This is a genomic window from Occallatibacter sp., from assembly GCF_035317045.1.
Classification (GTDB): domain Bacteria; phylum Acidobacteriota; class Terriglobia; order Terriglobales; family Acidobacteriaceae; genus Telmatobacter.
Genome location: NZ_DATHHT010000018.1, coordinates 130205 through 149534 on the forward strand (window position 1 = coordinate 130205; position 19330 = coordinate 149534).

Here is a 19330-nt window from a genome sequence, read left to right on the forward strand (position 1 = left end):
CTCTCTAATCGAAATTGACCCCTGAGGCCACTGGAGGCACCGGAGGCAAGTCGTCTATGGGTTGAACCTTCGGAGCGCTCGCACCGCGTCCTGCAGGCTGCTGCCACGCGCGCTGACGCGGTTCCGGCGCGCGTTGCTTCTGTTGTTTCTCCACGGGCGAATCCGCGAGGTCCTCCGCAATCATCGGGGCGAGAGCGAACCCGGTCGCGAGCATCGCCTTGAACAAATCCGGAACGGAGGAGTTCAGGCGAAGCAAGAGCGCGGGAGCATATTTGCGCCAGAGGCCATTGAGGACGGGATTCCACGCGCCGCCAAGTTCGGCGAGTCCGTCATCATCCAGGCGATAGCATTCCCGATGCCGGATGCGACGGACGCCCGCGAGGAATATCCCGACGAGCTTCGCCGCGCTTTTCTCGTCGCAAATGTCATTGCCCGCGAGATCGGCCAGAGGGTCGTAGTCTTCCGTGATGCGCACGCCCGATGTACCCGCGTCCGGAATCGCGTCAGACAGCCCAGAAAGAATCTGTTCAGCTTCCGCCGTCAGAGGTTCGCCGGGTGAAGGCTCACGAAAAGAGGTCGCGGACGAAGGATCGGACTGCGCTGACTGCGGCTTCGATTGGATCTGTTCCGCTGCTCCGGTCTCTATCGGGGGAGGGAGGGGTTTGTTTTGTCCGCCCTCCTGTTTTTTTGGTGGACTTGCTTTTGACTTTCTTTTCTTGTACGGTCCCCGCTGCTTTTTTGGAGCCGTTACCACTGTCGCCGTCGTTTCCATCGAGATTCCCCCAGTGTTTGCATTCGGGACACTTCCCCACGAGACAGCCGCGAGCGTTCTTTGAGAACTTCTCGACGGTCGCCTTACATTTTTTGCACGTTGCCATACGCCCTCAGTTCTTGCCCATGCCGAGATTGACGCCCGTTAGCAGCGCAACCAAAACGATGAGCACTATCACAATCCAGAAATCTCTATTCACCTTTCACACCCCCCACGCGCGGCGCTTTTTCACGCCGCGCGTACCTATGTACCAAGGTACCTAGAACGGTATATCTTCGTCTGTGATCTCGGTCCCGTCGACCACGCGCGCCTTGTCGCTCACGACACCCCATGAAATCGGACCGGTCGAGAGAGCGATATCAAAAAGCTGCATGAATCGGTCTCCGCGACTGACGCTCTTGTCTTCCCCCGTGCAGATGATCTCTGCGTATCGCTTGACATCTTCCTCGGTGATTACTTCGTCGATTTTCACGGTGCCGAGAAATGAGACGCGACCGGCGCCCTTCTGAAATTCGATAATCTTTCCGCCCTCCCAGACCGCCTTTCCGAGTTCGACAGTGTACTTCGAAACTCGCTTGCCCTTGATGAGCAAACTATCGAGCGCGATGATCTTGCCTGAAATCGATTCGCCATCAGCGAACCGCATAAAGGCGGGCGCCTCGCGTTTTTGGAGAACTGCTGCTGCGGTGGTTGTCATAGCTGGAAAATTACCTCTCCTTCGGGTCGCCCAAGCGCCCGAATTGTTGGGCGGAGAACTGTTCCGCATTGATGGTTTTGAACGCTGCGTTTCAGAAGCCAGCGCCCCTCGTTAGTCATCTCCACATCGCGGGAATTGAAAATGCCGATGCGCTCGCGCATATTCAGCCCACAATTGCATTTTGGAGAACCCCAATCATCGAGGTGCTCCGTATTAAAGTCGGCCTCGATATTGAAGCCGTACCAACTTCCAAATGTTTGAATCAGGCGCGCGCCCTTGACCGCGTTGCAGAATTCCTCAACTGCATCGGGGTAGTCGCCGAAATCCGCAACTTTGCAGATGTACTTGAGAACTTCCCTACAGGCGCCGTCGCGGTCCGTCACAGGCTTCAGGTCGATGACGCGCGTATTGGCGCGGTTCCATGCCTCGCACTTCTGGAATTCACGCAGTTGCAACGGGTCTAAATCGGTGCGCGGCTGATATTTCCGGATACGCGCGTTCCATGCCTTTGCCCATTTGGTTGAGTGCGCGCGCTTCGCTGCGACCCACTTCGAGAATTCGTAGTTATAGTCCTCCCACTGCATACGCCATTTCTCGATTCGCCGCGCGGGAGGGTCAATCGCGGGCATCTTGCCCCATGCCTGCGACCAAAGACAGAGCCAGTCGAACTCGAGGCGCCATTTGAGCGCCGTAAAGGCGAGAGTCTGTTCGCACTCGAAATCGACGTAGTTTCGGCGCTTACGCCCGTCCTCTTCGACATACAGGGAGGGAAGAGATGTCGCGAAATCGGCGAGCACATGCGCGTGCAGGTGCCACGTCTTCGCCTTGCGGTTATATGTCGTTTCGAGCGAGTACACGCCACCCAAAATACCGTTGTGCTGCGCAATGAACTTGCGAAGCCTCTGCCGGAACATCGTGAAATCGTGTTTACGGAGTTCTGGGAGATTCGGAACCGTGAACGTCATCAGCACGGGATGGGTGAGCCGGTCGTACAGGCTTTTAATGCGAATCTGCGCCTTCCTAGAGCGATTCCAGGCGCAAAGGGGACAGAGACGGTGATTACAGCCCACTGGAACCGCTATAGCGCGCGTCCTGTCACCGCAGCAGGCCCATTTGTAGCCGATCCACTCCGTCTGACAGCGGGAAAGCTGGAAGTATTGCTTCTCCCATCGGACCGCGAGAGCGTTCGAGCCTACTGGCGGATTCGCTTTTCTCCATGCCTCAATGCGCTTATGACGCGTCGGAGCGTCTTCGTCTCCCTGTGTTTTCCAAATTTCATCATAGGAAGCACGCCATGCCCTAGAAACCTCGTCATTCGCCGCACGCGCATGTCTCTGCCAGATTTTCTTAACGGTGCGCAGAAGTTCTTGATGCAAAGACATTTGCGCGCTATAGCTATCCCATTCGGTTTCGTTCTCGCGCAGCCATTGCTTAACAGTTGTTGCTAGTTGATTTCCAGTATCAAGTGAAGGGGCTCGACGTTCTGTCGAGCGCGAAGCCCCCGTCTCCGAAGCCGCGCGCGCTTTCGGCGCGCGCCTACGACGGGTCCCCAGACGGACGGGACGGGAGGGGGGTATCCGTTTTTCCATGACCGCGCTCGCGTGAGTCGTCATGCGAATAGCTCCTCGCCCTGAATTTGCTCCGTCTCTTCGGGTGAGTCGTCCTCGAGGAGGCCGCTATAGCAGTCAGAGATTCGCTGCAGCAGCGAGCCGAGCATTCCGAAGGCCTGAGGGGAGTCACCATCAGCCAGCGCGAAAGTAAGGCACTTTTCGCAGGCACAAACTTTGCCAGCCGCGCGCAGCTGGCCCTTACCGAGGCCGCGCCGATAGATCGTCATCGAAATCGCGACGATATTCGGCGCGCCCTCAGAGGCCTTTGCGCCTTTCAGTGCTTCAATTCCGCACACGTCGCAAACGCGACGGTGAGGGAACAGCTTCTTATCCCTGCTCAATGTCTTGCCCCTTGTGTTTTTTAGCGAGTTACTGCGTTTTTGCCCCGAGGTTGGTGGCCGGGGGGATGGTGAACGGGGCTAAAGGGCAAGCCGCAACCACCGTCGCGGATATGGGGACAGAAGTAGCAGCGATTCCGTTCTGGTCGAATCCATTCGTCACCACGGTGACGGTCCAAGTGCCGCAGGCGAGGAAGCCTCCAGGTGTAAAGACAAAGGAAGCAGAGCCGACACTGAGGCAGGGAGAGTTAGCGGCCAGCCCTGCAGTCGCGCATGATGCGATGGTCGTAGGCGCGCCTGAGGGGGGAGTGATCGTGAGAGTCTGTCCATTCTCACAACTGCTCGTGACGGTGGAAGTGCATACGGTGGTAGCTGCGGGGTTCCAATTTGACGTGATCGTATGATTCACGCTTGCGGTTTGGCCGGCTGCGAAGCACGCGCTAGAGACAGCGAAGGCGAGGATTAGAAGTGCGAGTTTTCTCATGATGTTTCCTCCAAGGTGACAGGTGTGTCCCATAAAGCCGCCCGGACCATCGTGGTCGCAGCGTTGAGCGCGCGGCCCCGAATGACATGGCGGATTCGCGCCGGCATTCACAGACTTTTGTGTTGCGGGCGTGAGGATCTCCGAAAGCAATTCCGTGGGTTTCCTGTTCAACGCTTCGCTGTAGCGAACGAATTCGAACAGGCTGAGGCGCGCAACGCCGCCTTCCCAGTTGTAGACAGTGTTTGCATGGACAGAAATCCGCGCGCCTGCCTGAGTGCCGTTAAGATGAGCGCGTCTCCGAGCCTTGCGCAGATGCCGCCCGGTGCGAATCAGGAACATATCCCGAGGAGTCAAAATATTCCTCCCGCACTCGTGTTCTTAACTGGACACAAACCAGCAGCAAACAGCGCTACAGTTTTCGTGTCCTGAGTGCGAAATCCGCCCTTGCACTCAAGCTCGTGAATCACCGAATGGAGCAAGTTTTCGAGCGATTCTTGACCTAGATAGTGAAGTTGCATCAGGATATCTAACGCGGTTTCGGTTTCTCGGGTAGGCGTCAAGCTGTGACCGCCCTTCGATTGATTTCGGCGATTTCGGCTTCGAGGAGGCGGTTAAATTGCTCGACCAGGTGATACTCGTTCGGACCGCCTACGTTGACGGCCATGCGAAGGGCCTCATCCAGTTCCGCCTCATCGACGGGCGAGAAATGAATGGACTGTCGAATCGCAATGCTCATAGCGATTCGCCGCAGGGATTCCCACCGTTCCCAGAAAACTTCACATTCCGATTCAGGGACGGCCATTGCCTTTTGGAAAAGCGTGGTTGCGAGCTGCGTTAGAAGGGTGACCGCCGCAGCATGACGCGGGACGGTTTCAGACGTTGATGGGGTCATTACGCGTAGCCTTTCTGTTGAGCCGAACCCAGTCCGCAACGAATGACCGCGCGTCGCCCGGTGACTTCCAGGCACGTATGCGGAGTTGCGCCTCGGATTGGATACGAGGTGGTAAAAGGTGCCAGTGATGAATGCAGCAAATGTGAGGAGGGTCCACTTGGACCGAGCAATCTGGGAAACAACAGTTTTTGATAGGTGCCATGTGGCCTCCTTTCTTCGGAATCGGAGCGCGCCTATGGGGGACGCGCCCCGCTCCCGTCCGTCGCTGGTTGTCTAGACCGCTGCGACTTCTTTCGGGCGCATGAACATGCGTCGCCAGATTCTGCGTTGGTGAGAATTGCCGCCGTACCAGCCGAGCGCCTTGCGCATGTAGACCGGGGTGCGATAGACCGGAGTGCGCCGGGAGCGGAGGCCTGAAACGACCGTGCCTACCGGTTCCCGGCGCTTGGCAAATGGATTCCGGAACATCCAGACGTGAGCATTCAGGCGTTGTCTGAGGCCCCGGAAGCCTGCTTTGAGTCCGTCGCTGATGCGACCAATGAATGTCATCTAAGCCGTCTTTCCCCTACGCCGCTGCATGCGTAGCTCGTCGAGCGCTGCTGAAAGTGCTCTCAGGATCGAAATTTCCTTGCGCATTTTGATCTTTCGAATGCCTGAGCGATAGGCGCTGAAAACCTCATCGCGCGTGATCCCTAGTTCTGCGGCGATTTCCTCAAACGATTGCGAAGCATGCCGGGATATGCCGCGATGACTCACGCGTGCGCCCTCCGAGCATTCCGAGCCGCGAGCCGGGTTTCGGCCAGCATCCGGGCGAGCTTGGGTTTGGGGAGGTGCGAGAGGAGCTTCGCATCCGTGAATTTGGAGTTTTCGTTGACCAGGGCGCGAGCGAGGGAATCGCGGCGCCATGTCCGGTACTCAGGCTCGCCCGATAATTCGTGCCGGATGGGATGGAGGAGGGGAGACGCTGAATGTAAACGAATTTCCTGCGGGTCAGCTAAGAGAACGTCCGTCAGTAGGCGAATGACTTCCAGCCAGAACAGGCGCTCCGGAGCATAGCGTTGACGGGGATCACTCAGCCTACGCCATGCCGTCCCAGCGTGACAGTCGCAATGTGCAATCGCAGCTTTGAGCCACTGCAGGCCAGTTCGCCCGTCTACTTCGGCTCGCTCGAAAGCGCCCGAAGTTTCCGAAACCGGAGGCCGAGACACGATGGTTGTAGTTACTAAGGTTGTTACCGAGAAGCCTGCCAGAGGTGCCAACGATCACCAATCCCCCGCACGGGTGACCCTTGATGTCCGATAACAGATATTCTGTATAGTGAAAGTGAATGATTGGCGACGTAGTGCTATCTTCTAGTTATATTTATGGTTATTGAATTGTTCTCTGAGCTCTTCCCTACATCTTGTAACGGCCAAGGTCTTCATCGTTCAGACCTTCAAGCCATCCGCGCAACTCTTCTGCCGTAGGGCCTTCTGGCGGGCCAGCCATGTTCAGCTTTGCTGACTGCATCACCTGCTCCGAAACGAAAATCGGACAATCGGAACGCAACGCCAATGCAATCGCATCGGAGGGCCGCGCGTCCAGTGTGATGAGTTCCCCGTCCTGGCGAATCCACAGGACAGCGAAGAATGTATCGTCCCTAAGCTCTGTAATAACTACCTTATCTAACTGGCCATTCATGTGGCGCATGAGGTTTCTCGCCAAATCATGCGTCATGGGACGTGCAGCAGACACTTTTTCAATCTCAATGGCGATGGCGTTGGCTTCGAAGATGCCAACCCAGATGGGCATGACGGTATCGGAGCCGACGTCCTTCAGGACGACGATCGGCATATTGGTGGATGGGTCCATCATCAAACCGCGGATTCGGACTTCGATGTCCATGGCTTCCCCCTTCGCTAGACGTTTAGACGGCTTCACCGACCAGGCTGTTGGGAAAAGTGTTTGTGATTTTCACCTTCACATACGAGCCGGGAGCGGGGGCAATGGGGACAGGAGTCGTGAAGTTGACCGGCTTGTTCTGCGTGCTTCTGCCGGCGATCTGGCCGCGTGCCGGATGGGCTCCCTCAACCATCACTTCCATCTCTTCGCCTAAATGTTTGGCGTAATTCATTCTCTGGATCTCACGTTGCCGATCGAGCGCGTGCTGCAGCCGCTTCGCCTTTTCGATTTCAGGGATAGAGTCGATCATCGTGAGCGCCGGCGTGTTGGGTCTGCCAGAATACTTGAAACCGAAAACGCAATCGTACTGGACCTCCTGCAGCAAGTCCATCGTCTCAATGAAATCGTCGGCGGTCTCGCCCGGAAAACCGACGATGATGTCGGTGGAAAGCGAGATTTTGCGCTTCGCCGCCTTTATCCAACTGATGCGCTCAAGGTACCAATCGGATGTGTACTCGCGGGCCATCATTTTGAGCACGCGCGAGGAGCCGGACTGTACCGGAAGATGCACGTGATCGCACAGCGTCGGGTAAGAGTCGATAGCCTCGACAATGTCGCGGGTGAAATCGCGAGGATGGCTGGTGGTGAAGCGAACGCGGCGGATGCCCCGAACCTGGCCAACCGCGGCGAGCAGTTCGGCGAAGCTCAACTTCCCTTCCGGATCGCGATAGCTGTTGACGTTCTGGCCCAGAAGTTGGATCTCTGTATATCCCTGGTCGGCGATGCGTCGCGCCTCTGCGAGCACGGATAACGATCCGCGGCTGCGCTCTTTGCCGCGCGTGTATGGGACAACGCAGTAGGCGCAGAACTTGTCGCAGCCCTCAATGATGGTGATGTATCCGCGGTAGGGATTCTGGCGCGAAGTGAATTCGGTCTCAAATGTCTCGTCGGTTTGCCGGTCGTCGAGGCCCGTGATCCGGTTCTCGCCGGCCTCAAGACGGCTGAGCATCTCAGGCAGCTTTCGATAGGAGGCAGAACCGGAGACGAGCGAGACGTACGGCGCACGTTCGAAGATCTTCTCGCCTTCCTGCTGCGCGACGCAGCCGAGCACGCCGAAGCGTTTGCCGGCCTTGCGCAGCTTCTTGTAGTCGTTAAGGCGGTTGAAGACTTTCTGTTCGGCTTTGTCGCGGATGGAGCAGGTGTTGTAGAGGATCAGGCCTGCTTCCTCTTCGGTTTCGACCTGGCTGTAGCCTTCATGCAGCAATGTGCCGATAACCTTCTCGGAGTCATGCGCATTCATCTGGCATCCGAAAGTCTCGAGGTAGAAGGTCTTTTCGGAAGCCATGGCAAGTCTGAGTATAAGGCATTCAGAACTTGCGACGATTGGCCGGGACTACTCGGCGCGCAAGCGATACCGGTGCGAAACCGTCCAATTCTGAACACGATGACACAGAAACGCACATCGTTTCCGCAGGCTGTTCATCCTTCGGAACATTGAATCAACGACTTACGTAGAGCTGCCTGTGGGCTTGTACGTGCATTTCTACAGGCGAAGCGCCTGGGGTTGCGCGGGCGCCGGAGTGTTCTCGGAGGCTTTTCCTTTCCAGGCAATTGAAGTGCAAGAGCGTCTTTCCCTTGACTCGTTCAACATGAAGGGAGTCCCGATGACGACAGTGTTTCAGGATATCCGTTTCGCTATCCGCCAACTCGTCAAGACGCCGGGGTTCTCACTTACGGCGATTGTGTCTCTGATGCTTGGCATCGGCGCTACTACGGCGGTCTTCAGCGTGGTGTATGCCGTGCTGCTGGACCCCTATCCGTATTTCGCGTCAAGTCGCATGGCCCACCTGCGGTTGCTTACTCCCAAGGGAGAGGTGGGAAACTACGTCTTCCTTGCTCCATCGCAGTGGCAGGAGCTTCGCAAGTCTCCGGTGGTGGAGGACTCGTTTATCTCGGGTCCACAGAGCATGTCGATCACGGGCGGCGATCTTCCAGAGGATGTGACGGCGGCCCTCGTCAGTTCGAATACGTTCCAATTTCTGGGTGTTCCGCCCTTGCTCGGCCGCGGATTGCAACCCTCCGACGCGATCGATGGGCAGGATCCGCAGACCGTAACCGTTCTCAGCTACAAGTTCTGGCAGCGCTATTTCAATGCTGACCCGGGCGTTCTGGGCAAGAGCATCCAACTGGATCACAAGAATTACCTCATCGTCGGGGTGGCCGCGCGACGCTTTACGTGGAACGATGGGGATGTCTATCTTCCGCTAAAGATTACGCAAGATCAGACCATCAACTATTTCGCTGAGATTCGACTCAAGCCGGGCATAACCCACGCGCAGGCCGATACAGCCTTGCAGCCGCTGATCGATGAGTTTGCGCATCAAACGCCAAGATTCTTTCCGCAGGGAAAACTCCAACTTGATATCGTTGGTCTCAACGAACAATTTGTGAAGGATCTCGGAGGCACGCTCTATCTGTTGTTCGGTGCTGTTGCCCTGCTCCTGATGATCGGGTGCGCCAACGTCTCCATTCTGCTGCTGGCACGAGCCACCGCAAGGCAACATGAGTTTGCGGTGCGCTCGGCAATCGGTGCAAGCCGGATTAGAATCATTCGCCAGTTATTGACCGAAGCGCTGCTTCTTTCGTTTACGGGCGCCGGGCTTGGGATTGTGCTTGCTTACAAAACAGTGAGCGTGATTGCTGCGAATCTGCCGGAGTTTTCGTTTCCGCATGAGGCCGCAATTCAGATCAATGTGCCTGTACTCATCTTTTCCATCGTGATTGCCGTGGGCACCGGAGTTCTGTTCGGTTTGTGGCCGGCCTGGCAACTGTCGCGGCCTGAGGTCAGCCAGGTGATGCAATCGAACACGCGCAAGACGACGAGCGATGCGAGAGGCCGCAGAACGCACGCCCTTCTGATTGGCGGCCAGATTGCGCTTACCTTGCTGATGATGTCGGGAGCTGGAGCAGCGATCGAAGGATTCCTGCGCGTGGCGCATACCAAGCTGGGCTATGACCCGCACAACACCATGTCCGTTGGTATTCCTGTGCACCAGGGTGCTTACAAGACATGGCCTGAGCGGGAAGCTTTCTTTGAACAGGTTTCGGCAAAGGTAGCGCAAATTCCCGGGGTGAGGATGGTGGCGATCTCAAGCAATGCAACGCCGCCTTCGAATGGAGCTCCTCTCAAATTTGAAATTGTGGGCCAACCCTCGGCGCAGGATCAGCCGTTCCGATTCAATATCGTGAGCAAGGAGTACTTTCCCATTCTGCGGATTCCTCTTATTCAAGGGCGGATCTGGAATGAAGATGAGAGCCATCGTGGCGCCGCTCTCCTTGTCGTGAATCAGACGTTTGTGCGCCGCTACTTCCCTGCCGGCGATGCCATTGGACATGTCATTCAACTGCCGGACCTGAAGTCTCCTCCCCCATTTCTTCTGACTTCACCCGGTGCAGCAAACGGATTGTTGATCATCGGAGTAGTGGCCGACAAGCTCGACGATGGGCTCGCCAAGCCGATTGTGCCCGAAGGCTTTGCCCCATACACAGTGGCGCTGACAGGTTACACGCAGATTCTTGTCCGCTCGGATGGGTCGGCTATGGTGCTGCTGCATGCCATTCGCACGGCCGTAAGCACAATCAACCCTGACCAGCAGACGAACAGTGACGTCCGCGACCTTGAGCACTGGATCACGATGCAGCCCGAGTGGGCGCGGGGTCAGCTTGTTGCCTGGTTGTTCGGCGCATTTGCGATTCTGGCGCTTGCCCTCGCAGCCGTGGGGCTTTACAGCGTGGTTGCCTACACCGTGGCGCAACGCACGAATGAATTTGGAATTCGCATCGCTTTGGGAGCGAAGCGAGGTCATGTCCTGGGAATCGTCTTCCGGTCGACAGTGGCGAGCGTCGGCGCGGGGCTTGTCGCTGGAGTGGTGTTGACGCTTGCCCTCAACAAGGTGATGGCTGCCTGGGCTGCGGAGAGTTCGCGCGATCCCCTGCTGTTACTCGGCGCGACTTTTACTCTTTCGCTGGTCGCGTCACTCGCTTGCGTGATCCCGGCATGGCGAGCAGCTTCGATCGATCCCATGAATGCAATTCGTTATGAGTGAGTTGATTCCCGCCGATTTGGCGAAGGAGCTTTTGATGAAGACCGTGTACCAGGATATTCGTTTCGGATTCCGGCAACTGATCAGGATGCCCGGATTCACGCTCACGGCGATCGTCTCACTAGCGCTGGGCATCGGGGCCACCACGGCAGTGTTCAGCGTGGTCTATGCGATCCTGATGGACCCCTATCCTTACAAAGCGCCGGATCGCATGATCCACATGCGACTCACCATGCCGTCGGGCGACCTGAATGGCTTTGGCGTGACGGGCGCGCAATGGCAGGAGTTGCGCAAGTCCCCGGTCGTCGAAGACACATTCGTTGAGGACGACTGGAGTTTGACGGTCACCGGTGCGGACCTTCCCGAAGACGTGGCAGGCGTCTATCTCAGTTCAAATGCTTTCAACTTCTTCGGAGTGCCGGCGGCTCTTGGGCGCGGCCTTCAACCCTCCGATGCGATAGACGGACAAGATCCGCAGCCGGTTGTTGTACTCGGATACAAGTTCTGGCAGCGGCACTTCAACGGCGATACGACCGTGTTGGGGAAAACGCTGCAGTTGGTCCGCAAGAATTACACAATTATTGGGGTCTCCGGATCGCGATTTACCTGGGGTGATGCCGATGTTTACCTGCCCCTGAAGATCACCGGAGATCCAGTGAAATCCTTCTATGCCGGCGTCCGGCTGAAGCCGGGAATCACGCACGCGCAGGCGAATGCCGCGCTCGAGCCGCTTATCTTCCAATTTGCGAAGGACACACCAAAGCATTTCCCTCCGGACAAGCTTCATCTTCATGTCGTTGGCCTGAATGAGGACTTCGTCAAGCAACTGGGCGGAACACTCTACTTGTTGTTTGGAGCGGTCGCGCTACTCCTGATGATTGGTTGCGGCAACGTCTCCATTCTTCTGCTCGCGCGCGCAACAGCCCGCCAGCACGAGTTCGCCGTGCGCTCTGCGATCGGTGCGAGCCAGCGCAGAATTGTGCGCCAGTTGCTAACGGAGTCCTTGTTGTTGTCGCTTACGGGCGCGGGCCTCGGACTTGTCCTTGCCTATAAGACTGTTGCGGTAATTGTTGCCAACCTTCCGCAGTTCTCATTCCCACACGAAGCGGCAATCCAGATCAATTTGCCGGTGCTCATTTTCTGTATCCTCATCGCGGTAAGCACAGGACTCCTCTTCGGTCTCTGGCCGGCGCTCCAGCTTTCCAAGCCCGAAGTCAGCCAGGTCATGCAGGCGAATACGCGCAAGACGACTGGCGATGCGAAGGGACGCAGAATGCATGCGGCGCTTATCGGTGGTCAGATTGCCCTGACCCTGCTGATGATGGCGGGCGCGGGTGCGGCAATCGAAGGATTTCTGCGCGTTGCGAATATGAAGCTGGGTTACGACCCGCACAACATCATGTCGGTTGGAATTCCAATTCATGACGGCACGTACAAGACCTGGCCTGACCGGGCCGCTTACTTCGAGCAGATCTTCGCAAAAGTGTCGGATGTTCCCGGTGTGAAGCTGGCTGCGGTCTCCAGCAACGCGACACCGCCGGACAATGGATTCAATGTGAAGTTTGACATTGTCGGTAAGCCGTCCTCTGCGGATCAGTCCTTCCGCTTCAATCTGGTCAGCAAGGAATATTTTCCAGCTCTGAGGGTTCCGCTGATACAGGGGAGAATCTGGGACGAGGCTGAGACTCGTCGCGGTGCAGGGTTGGCAGTGGTCAATCAGAACTTTGTGAGACGCTACTTTCCTGCCGGCGACGCCGTTGGGCACACCTTCAAGGTTCCGGATCTGAAACCGGATGCGCCGTATTTCCTGATTGCTCCCGGTGCCGAGGACGGTTTCCTTATTGTGGGCGTGGTCGGCGACAAACTGGACCAGGGGCTTTCCAAGCCAATCCTACCCGAGGTGTTCGTTCCTTACACCGTGGCAATGGGCATGGGAACGCAGATGCTCGTTCGTTCTGACGTCCCACCGCTATCTCTGCTGCATTCAGTGCGTGCGGCGGTCAATTCGATCGATCCAGATCAACAGACAAACGCCAACGTACGCGACCTTGAACATTGGATTTCGGCGACACCTGAATGGGCACGCGGACAGTTGGTCGCCTGGCTCTTTGGAGCATTTGCGGCACTGGCGCTTGCACTTGCCGCTGTGGGGCTCTACAGCGTGGTCGCCTACGCCGTTGTTCAGCGCACCAATGAATTCGGCATACGAATCGCGTTGGGCGCGAAGAAGGGGCACGTCCTCGGAATTGTCTTTCGCTCCACAGTAGCAAGTGTGGGGACCGGGATCGTGGCTGGCGTTGCTCTGACACTCGCGCTCAACAAGGTGATGGCCAGTTGGGCAGCGGAGAGCGCACGCGATCCGCTACTGCTGCTCGGGGCAACCGGCGTTCTCGCGCTCGTGGCGACAGTCGCCTGCATGATCCCCGCGTGGCGCGCGGCGGGTCTTGACCCTATGAAAGCAATCCGCTACGAGTAAGACGACGGCCGAGGTGGTCGCTCGAAACGTACTTAGCGAAGCCCGGTGTGCAGGTAGGCGAGCAGCGCTGACATCTGCTCCTCGTCGAATCGACCGTTGAAGGACGGCATCATGCCTTTTCCGGCGAGGACAACCTGCCGGACATCGGCGTCAGTGGCGGCCGCGCCGCTCGGAAGCTTCGCGCTGCTGAAAACGGCGTGCAAGTCGGGCGGGACTTTCTTGAGCGCCAGATCATTGTCCCGGTGGCAGTGTGCACAGCGTCCTTCGTAGAGATGCTTCCCTTCTGCCTGCTGAGGTGTGAGCGGTTCGGCGCTGCGACAGCCTGTGAAGGTGAGAGCGATGCCGGCCGTCAGCAACAGAATTGAAGGAGAACTCTGAAGAATCATCCAGTCCCATTTTAAGGCGCAAGGTTCGATATGCTTGAGCCATGACGCTTCCCTCTTTGGAGCAGATCCGCGGGGCTCAAAATGTCCTCTACCGTTATATGCCGCCTACTCCGCAATACAGTTGGCCGCTGATCAATCGCCGGCTGGATGCGGAGGTGTGGGTGAAGCATGAAAATCATACCCCCGTGGGCGCATTTAAAATTCGCGGCGCCATGTTGTATATGGAATGGCTCAAACGAACGCATCCGGAACTGCGGGGCGTGATTGCGGCAACGCGCGGCAATCACGGACAAGGTGTTGCCATGGCGGCCCGATTGCACGGAGTCGCGTGCGTGATCGTGGTACCGCACGGCAACAGCATCGAGAAGAACCGCGCCATGATCGCGCAGGGCGCAGAATTGGTAGAACACGGTCAGGATTTTCAAGAGTCGCTCGAATATGCGCGCGTGCTTGCCACCGATCGCGGATTCGTCATGGTCGACTCCTTTCACGAACGCCTGGTGATGGGGACGGCGACGTATGCGCTCGAGTTTCTGCAATCGGCACCGCCGCTGGCCCGTGTCTATGTGCCGATCGGGCTGGGATCCTCCATTTGCGGCGTGTCGGCTGCACGCAACGCTCTGGGGCTAACAACAGAGATCGTCGGAGTGGTTGCATCGGGATCTCCGTCCTACGCGCGCAGCTTCATGCAGCGAAAAGTCGTTGAGGCTCCCGCACAAACAGCGATCGCGGATGGCCTTGCATGCCGAACGCCGAATCCGATGGCCATGGAAATCATTTGGCAGAACGTGGCGCGCATCATCGAGGTTTCCGACGCCGAGATTGAAGCGGCGATGCGAGCTCTCTATCAGGACACGCACAACGTTGCAGAGGGCGCGGCGGCAGCGGCGCTGGCGGGAGCTCTGAAAGAACAGGATGTGAATCGCGGTAAGCGGATCGGCATCGTGCTGACCGGGGGCAATGTCGATGCGGATGTTTTTGCGCGCGTGCTAGTGGAAGAGTCGGTGCAACGATGAGACCGCACTTCGACAACCTGACGCCTCTCGCGCACTCCGCGCAGAATCGGTGCTTTGGCTGCGGCGAAGCCAATCCGCAAGGTCTTCAACTGGATTTCCTGCTGGCGGCGGACGGAACGGTGGTCTGCCCTGCCGTCATTCCGGATCAATTCGAAGGCCATCCGGGCTTCCTGCATGGCGGGATCATCGCCACGTTGCTCGACGAGACAATGAGCAAGGCAGTTCGCGCTCGCGGACTCACGGCCATGACACGCCATCTCGAAGTCGACTACAAGCGGCCCGTTCCGTCCTGTGCGCAGATTCGCATGGAGGGCCGCGTCGTCAAAGACGAGGGACGGAAGCACTGGGCTGAAGCGACAATCTTCGGCAGCGACGGTCATGCCCTTGCGCATGGCAAGGGACTGTTTATCGAAGTGCGTCCCCCAAAGCCCGTTTGACCCGGGTCGGCTAGGCTTCACTTCAGCGTGGAGAGCCACTCGATGATCGTGCTCTCGAGAAAGATTCGGTGATCAGACCAGCCATGATCCGTCTCTGCGTGGATCGCCTTGACGTTGCGGTTGCCCTCGGCTTGGATGGCATGGACAAGGGCGTCAGTCTGCGGCGCCAGCCCATCGTTGGCTGACAGAACAAGCATGGGCACATCCTTGAGCCCGGGCACGGCGTTGGCAAATTCGAAGGCTTTGGCGTTCTGCGCATCTTCGTTTGCCATCGACTCCGCAGTGACACCGGCAAGGCCTTCCATGTTGTCGGCCATCTCCGCAACCAGCTTTGTGTGTTCCATTTTGCCGAGCTGGCCCATATCCGCGGCGCTGATCAGGACTACGCCGGCTAAACCGTGATCGTGCGCGGCGGTCATCACCGTTACCCATCCGCCCATGCTGTGGCCTGCGAGGACGATGTGTTTGGTGTCGATCCCGAGCCTCGCGGCATTCGATGGCTCATGCAAATAGGCCAGGACGGCATCGGCATCTTCAAGGTTTTGCGCAAACCTGTACGATCCGGGACTACCCCAGGAGCCGCGGTAGTTGAAGGTCACCGCATTCCAACCGGCGCGACGAAGTGCTTGCGCGAGGTCGAGATTTTTTTCGTTTCCAGGCAGTCCGTGGCAGATAACGATTGTGGGGTGCGGTTCCGCGCCCGCCGGAGCATATACAACGCCATTGATAAGCTGTCCGTGGCTGGGAATATGCAGCACCGTCATGGCTGCGGGATGTTTTACGTCCGCAGGCGGGTCAGTGTAGATCGCGGGAGGAACAGATTGTCCTGAGACCACGGCTGAACACGCAAAAACCAGGACGGCGAAATATAGAGCGCGCATTTGAGAGATCCTCTCCTCCTTCATGCCTCCAGTCCGTTGCCGCGCGCGCATCGAGTTACATACAAGGCGCGGCAGGTTATGTAGTCATGAACCGGGAAGCGATCGAAGTATAGCCAGTGTACATTTTGAATCGCACGAGCAAAGCGCAATGCAAAGACAAAGGACGCCGGTCCGCAGAATTAGATGCTTCTGTAGCCCGGCGTCTTCACATACATTGCCTTCTCCCCAACCCAGGAAGGCGTTAGTGAATCATGTTGATGGTTTCCTGCGTAACCGTGTCGAAGGTTGTCACGGCCTTCGAGTTTGCCTCGAAAGCACGCTGGGCAATGATCAGTTCAGAGAACTCAGCTGAGATGTTCACATTCGAGGCCTCCAACGCTCCGCCCTGCATGGATCCAAGCCCGGAGGTGCCCGAAACTCCGATGGTCGCGGTACCGCTGGCCAATGTGGTTGCATAGTCGCCGTCGCCCGTGTCCTGCAACCCCTGAAGGTTTACGACATTCCCGAGCGCCAACTGTCCGACGTTGAGCTTCTGCCCATTTTTGAAGGTCGCCGTCACGGTTCCGTCCGAGCCGATTGTAAAGCCGTTATAGTTTCCGCTGGCAAAGCCATTCTGCGTTGAGGATGAGACGGCTGACGCCTGTTCCACTACCTGGGTCAACGTGGATGCCCCATCGGCTCCAAACAGGTTCCACGTCATGTTCATATTTGTGGCGCCGTCGGAGAGCCCTGAGAAACTGATGCCGGTGACGTCAGCCGAAGGGCTCACCAGGTTTCATTCGAATTGAAAGTCAACGAGCCCGTGGCCGTCGCTGAAGCTACCGGATCCTGAATGACGCTTCCCCATGTAGTGATGTTGGCTCCGCTGATCGTCAACTGGCCTGCAGCAGTTGGGGTCACAGTTGCGGTAATGCCTGCCGCGCCCAACGCATTCCGCATATCAGTAGCGTACGTGCTGACAGACTCTCCGGGAGTGACGACCGGCGCGTTAATAGTCGTCGAGACACCGCCCGCATTGGGCCCCGTAATCGTCAGGTTTGTGGCCGGATCGACGGTTGCTACGACCCCGCCGCTCGAACCGAAGTTGTAGATCTGCGTGTTTACAGCTCCCACGCTGCTGCTGTTTGCAGCGAGCGTATCGGGCAGCGTTACGTTGTACGACCACGTGTTGGTCGCGGTCTTGGTATAGGTCACCTGGGCTTGATAATCGTTGCCCAGCGAATCGTAGACCTGGATCTTGCCGGAGAGGCTGTCACCCACTTTGGCAGCTGAATTCAGAGTCGCTGTCATTTCGAAATTGGTTGTTGCGCTGGGAGGCTCTACCTCTCCCACCGGGATGTGTACAGCAGCGAGCGGAGCGTTGGCATCTACAATCCCATTTGCGGCCGGGAACCCCATCACGTTGAGCCCACTTGAGGTGATCAAGTTTCCATTGAGATCAAGCGAAAAATCGCCATTTCTGGTCAGAAGAGTATTGTTCCCACTGCCGACCACAAAGAATCCACTCCCTTGCAAAGCGACATTCGTATCCACATTCGTCGTATTAGGCGATCCATTGGAGAAGTCTGTTTCGATGGAGCACACCTGCGTCCCTGAACCACGTTGGATCGGATCGCCGGAGCCCGCTTCTCCAACCTGCTGATAGAACAGATCGGAAAAGTTTACAGATTGCGATTTGTAGCCGGTCGTATTCATGTTCGACAAATTGTTCGCAATCGTATTCAGTGCGGTCGAATCCGCGTTCAAACCCGTAAGCGGAATGTAAAAGCTTGCCATGTTGATTCTCCTCTGCGATAACTCCGGCTTTGTGTGCCGACGGTGAATGGTAGACAGCGAAGACGAATGCGGTTCACAACCTGTTGGTATTAATGCCCAACGCGCCCGCGACTCGTTGAGCCGCTGGGTTGGTTTCGGGGACCGTAAGATTGCCTCCTGCAAGCGGCGCTGAAGGGCTCCTCGACGGCTGCTGAAAGCCGACTGCTTTGACGGCGCCACCGGTGGGAGTCGCGGAGGAATCCGTGGTGAGGGTCTGGTTGATGGAGATGAGTTGCTCCAGGCTGTTTACCTGGACCAGTTGATTGATGTACTCGTTTGGATCTGTATTGGCAGTGGGGTCCTGGTTTTTCATTTCCGTTACCAGCAATGTAAGAAAATCGTTTGCCGAGATGCTTGCGGAGTCGCTGCCAGCGTTGCCGGATCCGCCGTTAACCGGGTTCGTGTCCTGACTCCGGTCAAGCATCGCGTTCCGGCTTTTGGCCGGCGTCGCACTGTTGGTTTCGTGCGCCGTTAGAATCTGGTTCCAGATCGGGTTCATCTGCGCTGCCATAGTGTGTCCTACCTTTCGATCCTCTCTTGTCTGTTCATCCTCAACCCATGCCCTGCTTTCAGAGGTCACGCCACGGCAGAGAAATGACGTTCCCGCAGATCCATGCCCGGGGTGAATACCGGGAGTTCGGTGCTCGTCCGATCTTCCAGAAGGCCATGGGAGAATTGCCGAATCGACTCGAACGTCGTTGGTCCGGAATTCTCTTGCCCCTGCTGCTGACCGCCATGGCCCGGACCTCCGCCATTTCCCTGGGCCAGTTCTCGATCTGTGTCGTGGCTGTTCCACCCGGTGAGAGGGGCTGAAAGAGTGACCGCATTCATATGCTCGTAGTGGTTTGCCATGTGGGCATTCAAGCCCGCGAGATGGCCGCTCAGCACTTCCGCGGCAGAATTGGACGGAGGCATGATCGCTGCGTGAATGCCGCCTGCACTCGCCTGCGCGCGCACACTCACCCATCCCAAGGTCGGGTCTTGAAAGCCCGCTTCAGCCCGGTGACTGTCCGCGCGAATCCACCCGGCAGCGCCATCGTTCATACCTGCATCCATGACCGCAAAGGGTTCGTGCACTGGGGCCGTCTTTCCAGCGGGCATGGCGGGTGAGTCAAGGCCCGGTGGCGATGCCATCCATGCCGCCGAGAACGGTGGTAGTGGACCACCACGCGTCTGCCCGAGAGCGGCTGCACCTGCGTCTGAAACAGGCTGATTCAGGATCAAAGGAGCCGTTACGTCTTTAGCCGGAGAGTTCAGCGACGTTTCACCGATGCCGGCCCGATCGCGATGTGCTGAATCCTTTTTCAGCGCGGCGGTCGACGGCTGCTTAATCTGCGCGCCCCGTTCGAGAGTGGCGTCCGTAGCTTCGCCCGAGTTTATGAAAGTCTCGCTCGCAAAAGCCGCGCTTGTCGGATTGCTCGAGATGGCCCCAAGCGATGGTTCGTTTGGCATTGACGGCTTTGGTTGTTCGACACCGGCGGTGGACTTCCGCGGGGGGACATGTTGGCTCGGATCGTCGGGCACCTGACTTGTGCGCTCTGA

General features: G+C 57.5%; 19 protein-coding genes. 4 read left to right on the forward strand and 15 right to left on the reverse strand.

What is annotated here, in order from left to right; all coding sequences use genetic code 11:
* Nucleotides 1–4 precede the first annotated feature (4 nt).
* The 9 genes from VK574_RS07760 to miaB all read right to left on the reverse strand — a co-directional run bounded on the left by VK574_RS07760 (nt 5) and on the right by miaB (nt 8019).
* Nucleotides 5–772 (reverse strand): hypothetical protein, encoded by a 768-nt coding sequence (locus tag VK574_RS07760; protein WP_472799262.1) that lies wholly within the window; start codon nt 770–772, stop codon nt 5–7.
* Between the two features lie 259 nt (nt 773–1031).
* Nucleotides 1032–1469, reverse strand: coding sequence for a hypothetical protein (locus VK574_RS07765; protein WP_472799263.1), 438 nt, complete (start codon nt 1467–1469; stop codon nt 1032–1034).
* Nucleotides 1466–2851 carry a protein rep gene (locus VK574_RS07770; RefSeq protein WP_472799264.1) on the reverse strand — a complete coding sequence of 462 codons (1386 nt, stop codon included), beginning with the start codon at nt 2849–2851 and terminating at the stop codon, nt 1466–1468. Before VK574_RS07770 ends, VK574_RS07765 begins: the two co-directional genes overlap by 4 nt.
* Nucleotides 2852–3078: 227 nt before the next feature.
* Nucleotides 3079–3420, reverse strand: a complete 342-nt coding sequence (locus VK574_RS07775) for a hypothetical protein (protein ID WP_472799265.1) — start codon at nt 3418–3420, stop codon at nt 3079–3081.
* A 28-nt stretch (nt 3421–3448) separates the two neighbouring features.
* Nucleotides 3449–4255, reverse strand: coding sequence for a helix-turn-helix domain-containing protein (locus tag VK574_RS07780; RefSeq protein WP_472799266.1), 807 nt, complete (start codon nt 4253–4255; stop codon nt 3449–3451).
* Between the two features lie 202 nt (nt 4256–4457).
* Complete coding sequence (locus VK574_RS07785) at nt 4458–4637, reverse strand: hypothetical protein (RefSeq protein WP_472799267.1); 180 nt, start codon at nt 4635–4637, stop codon at nt 4458–4460.
* 429 nt (nt 4638–5066) lie between these two features.
* Nucleotides 5067–5342, reverse strand: coding sequence for a hypothetical protein (locus tag VK574_RS07790; protein WP_472799268.1), 276 nt, complete (start codon nt 5340–5342; stop codon nt 5067–5069).
* An 846-nt stretch (nt 5343–6188) separates the two neighbouring features.
* Nucleotides 6189–6677, reverse strand: a complete 489-nt coding sequence (locus tag VK574_RS07795) for a bifunctional nuclease family protein (protein WP_472799269.1) — start codon at nt 6675–6677, stop codon at nt 6189–6191.
* Between the two features lie 22 nt (nt 6678–6699).
* A complete protein-coding gene (miaB, locus tag VK574_RS07800) occupies nt 6700–8019 on the reverse strand; it encodes a tRNA (N6-isopentenyl adenosine(37)-C2)-methylthiotransferase MiaB (protein WP_472799270.1) in 1320 nt (439 codons plus the stop codon).
* Between the two features lie 319 nt (nt 8020–8338).
* Between miaB and VK574_RS07805 the strand changes: the two genes are divergently transcribed.
* Together VK574_RS07805 and VK574_RS07810 are read left to right on the forward strand one after the other, a co-directional pair.
* Nucleotides 8339–10780 carry an ABC transporter permease gene (locus VK574_RS07805; protein ID WP_472799271.1) on the forward strand — a complete coding sequence of 814 codons (2442 nt, stop codon included), beginning with the start codon at nt 8339–8341 and terminating at the stop codon, nt 10778–10780.
* Nucleotides 10773–13253, forward strand: coding sequence for an ABC transporter permease (locus VK574_RS07810; protein WP_472799272.1), 2481 nt, complete (start codon nt 10773–10775; stop codon nt 13251–13253). The genes VK574_RS07805 and VK574_RS07810 overlap by 8 nt, the downstream gene beginning before the upstream one ends.
* Before the next feature lie 32 nt (nt 13254–13285).
* Here VK574_RS07810 and VK574_RS07815 read toward each other — a convergent pair whose 3' ends face one another.
* Entirely contained in the window at nt 13286–13639 is a 354-nt protein-coding gene (locus VK574_RS07815) for a c-type cytochrome (protein ID WP_472799273.1), read from the reverse strand.
* 41 nt (nt 13640–13680) lie between these two features.
* Here VK574_RS07815 and VK574_RS07820 point away from each other — a divergent pair, with 41 nt between their 5' ends.
* Together VK574_RS07820 and VK574_RS07825 are read left to right on the forward strand one after the other, a co-directional pair.
* Nucleotides 13681–14655, forward strand: a complete 975-nt coding sequence (locus VK574_RS07820) for a threonine dehydratase (protein WP_472799274.1) — start codon at nt 13681–13683, stop codon at nt 14653–14655.
* Nucleotides 14652–15092, forward strand: coding sequence for a PaaI family thioesterase (locus tag VK574_RS07825; protein WP_472799275.1), 441 nt, complete (start codon nt 14652–14654; stop codon nt 15090–15092). The genes VK574_RS07820 and VK574_RS07825 overlap by 4 nt, the downstream gene beginning before the upstream one ends.
* Nucleotides 15093–15109: 17 nt before the next feature.
* Here the strand turns inward: VK574_RS07825 and VK574_RS07830 are convergent, their stop codons facing one another.
* From VK574_RS07830 to VK574_RS07850, 5 genes are all read right to left on the reverse strand, one after another.
* Nucleotides 15110–15973, reverse strand: a complete 864-nt coding sequence (locus tag VK574_RS07830; RefSeq protein WP_472799276.1) for an alpha/beta hydrolase family protein — start codon at nt 15971–15973, stop codon at nt 15110–15112.
* A gap of 241 nt (nt 15974–16214) precedes the next feature.
* On the reverse strand, nt 16215–16742 hold the full coding sequence (locus tag VK574_RS07835; RefSeq protein WP_472799277.1) for a flagellar hook-basal body complex protein: 528 nt from the start codon (nt 16740–16742) through the stop codon (nt 16215–16217).
* Nucleotides 16739–17749, reverse strand: coding sequence for a flagellar hook-basal body complex protein (locus VK574_RS07840; protein ID WP_472799278.1), 1011 nt, complete (start codon nt 17747–17749; stop codon nt 16739–16741). Before VK574_RS07840 ends, VK574_RS07835 begins: the two co-directional genes overlap by 4 nt.
* A 73-nt stretch (nt 17750–17822) precedes the next feature.
* Nucleotides 17823–18299 (reverse strand): flagellar hook capping FlgD N-terminal domain-containing protein, encoded by a 477-nt coding sequence (locus VK574_RS07845; RefSeq protein WP_472799279.1) that lies wholly within the window; start codon nt 18297–18299, stop codon nt 17823–17825.
* A gap of 65 nt (nt 18300–18364) precedes the next feature.
* Nucleotides 18365–19240 carry a hypothetical protein gene (locus VK574_RS07850; RefSeq protein ID WP_472799280.1) on the reverse strand — a complete coding sequence of 292 codons (876 nt, stop codon included), beginning with the start codon at nt 19238–19240 and terminating at the stop codon, nt 18365–18367.
* Nucleotides 19241–19330 lie beyond the last annotated feature (90 nt).

Excerpts from the sequence above, each read along its gene's own strand:
- VK574_RS07760 (WP_472799262.1), bottom strand. The coding sequence starts at position 772 with ATGGAAACGACGGCGACAGTGGTAACGGCTCCAAAAAAGCAGCGGGGA.
- VK574_RS07765 (WP_472799263.1), bottom strand. The coding sequence starts at position 1,469 with ATGACAACCACCGCAGCAGCAGTTCTCCAAAAACGCGAGGCGCCCGCC.
- VK574_RS07770 (WP_472799264.1), bottom strand. The coding sequence starts at position 2,851 with ATGTCTTTGCATCAAGAACTTCTGCGCACCGTTAAGAAAATCTGGCAG.
- VK574_RS07785 (WP_472799267.1), bottom strand. The coding sequence starts at position 4,637 with ATGAGCATTGCGATTCGACAGTCCATTCATTTCTCGCCCGTCGATGAG.
- VK574_RS07790 (WP_472799268.1), bottom strand. The coding sequence starts at position 5,342 with ATGACATTCATTGGTCGCATCAGCGACGGACTCAAAGCAGGCTTCCGG.
- VK574_RS07795 (WP_472799269.1), bottom strand. The coding sequence starts at position 6,677 with ATGGACATCGAAGTCCGAATCCGCGGTTTGATGATGGACCCATCCACC.
- miaB (WP_472799270.1), bottom strand. The coding sequence starts at position 8,019 with ATGGCTTCCGAAAAGACCTTCTACCTCGAGACTTTCGGATGCCAGATG.
- VK574_RS07805 (WP_472799271.1), top strand. The coding sequence starts at position 8,339 with ATGACGACAGTGTTTCAGGATATCCGTTTCGCTATCCGCCAACTCGTC.
- VK574_RS07810 (WP_472799272.1), top strand. The coding sequence starts at position 10,773 with ATGAGTGAGTTGATTCCCGCCGATTTGGCGAAGGAGCTTTTGATGAAG.
- VK574_RS07815 (WP_472799273.1), bottom strand. The coding sequence starts at position 13,639 with ATGATTCTTCAGAGTTCTCCTTCAATTCTGTTGCTGACGGCCGGCATC.
- VK574_RS07820 (WP_472799274.1), top strand. The coding sequence starts at position 13,681 with ATGACGCTTCCCTCTTTGGAGCAGATCCGCGGGGCTCAAAATGTCCTC.
- VK574_RS07825 (WP_472799275.1), top strand. The coding sequence starts at position 14,652 with ATGAGACCGCACTTCGACAACCTGACGCCTCTCGCGCACTCCGCGCAG.
- VK574_RS07830 (WP_472799276.1), bottom strand. The coding sequence starts at position 15,973 with ATGCGCGCTCTATATTTCGCCGTCCTGGTTTTTGCGTGTTCAGCCGTG.
- VK574_RS07840 (WP_472799278.1), bottom strand. The coding sequence starts at position 17,749 with ATGGCAAGCTTTTACATTCCGCTTACGGGTTTGAACGCGGATTCGACC.
- VK574_RS07845 (WP_472799279.1), bottom strand. The coding sequence starts at position 18,299 with ATGGCAGCGCAGATGAACCCGATCTGGAACCAGATTCTAACGGCGCAC.
- VK574_RS07850 (WP_472799280.1), bottom strand. The coding sequence starts at position 19,240 with ATGCCAAACGAACCATCGCTTGGGGCCATCTCGAGCAATCCGACAAGC.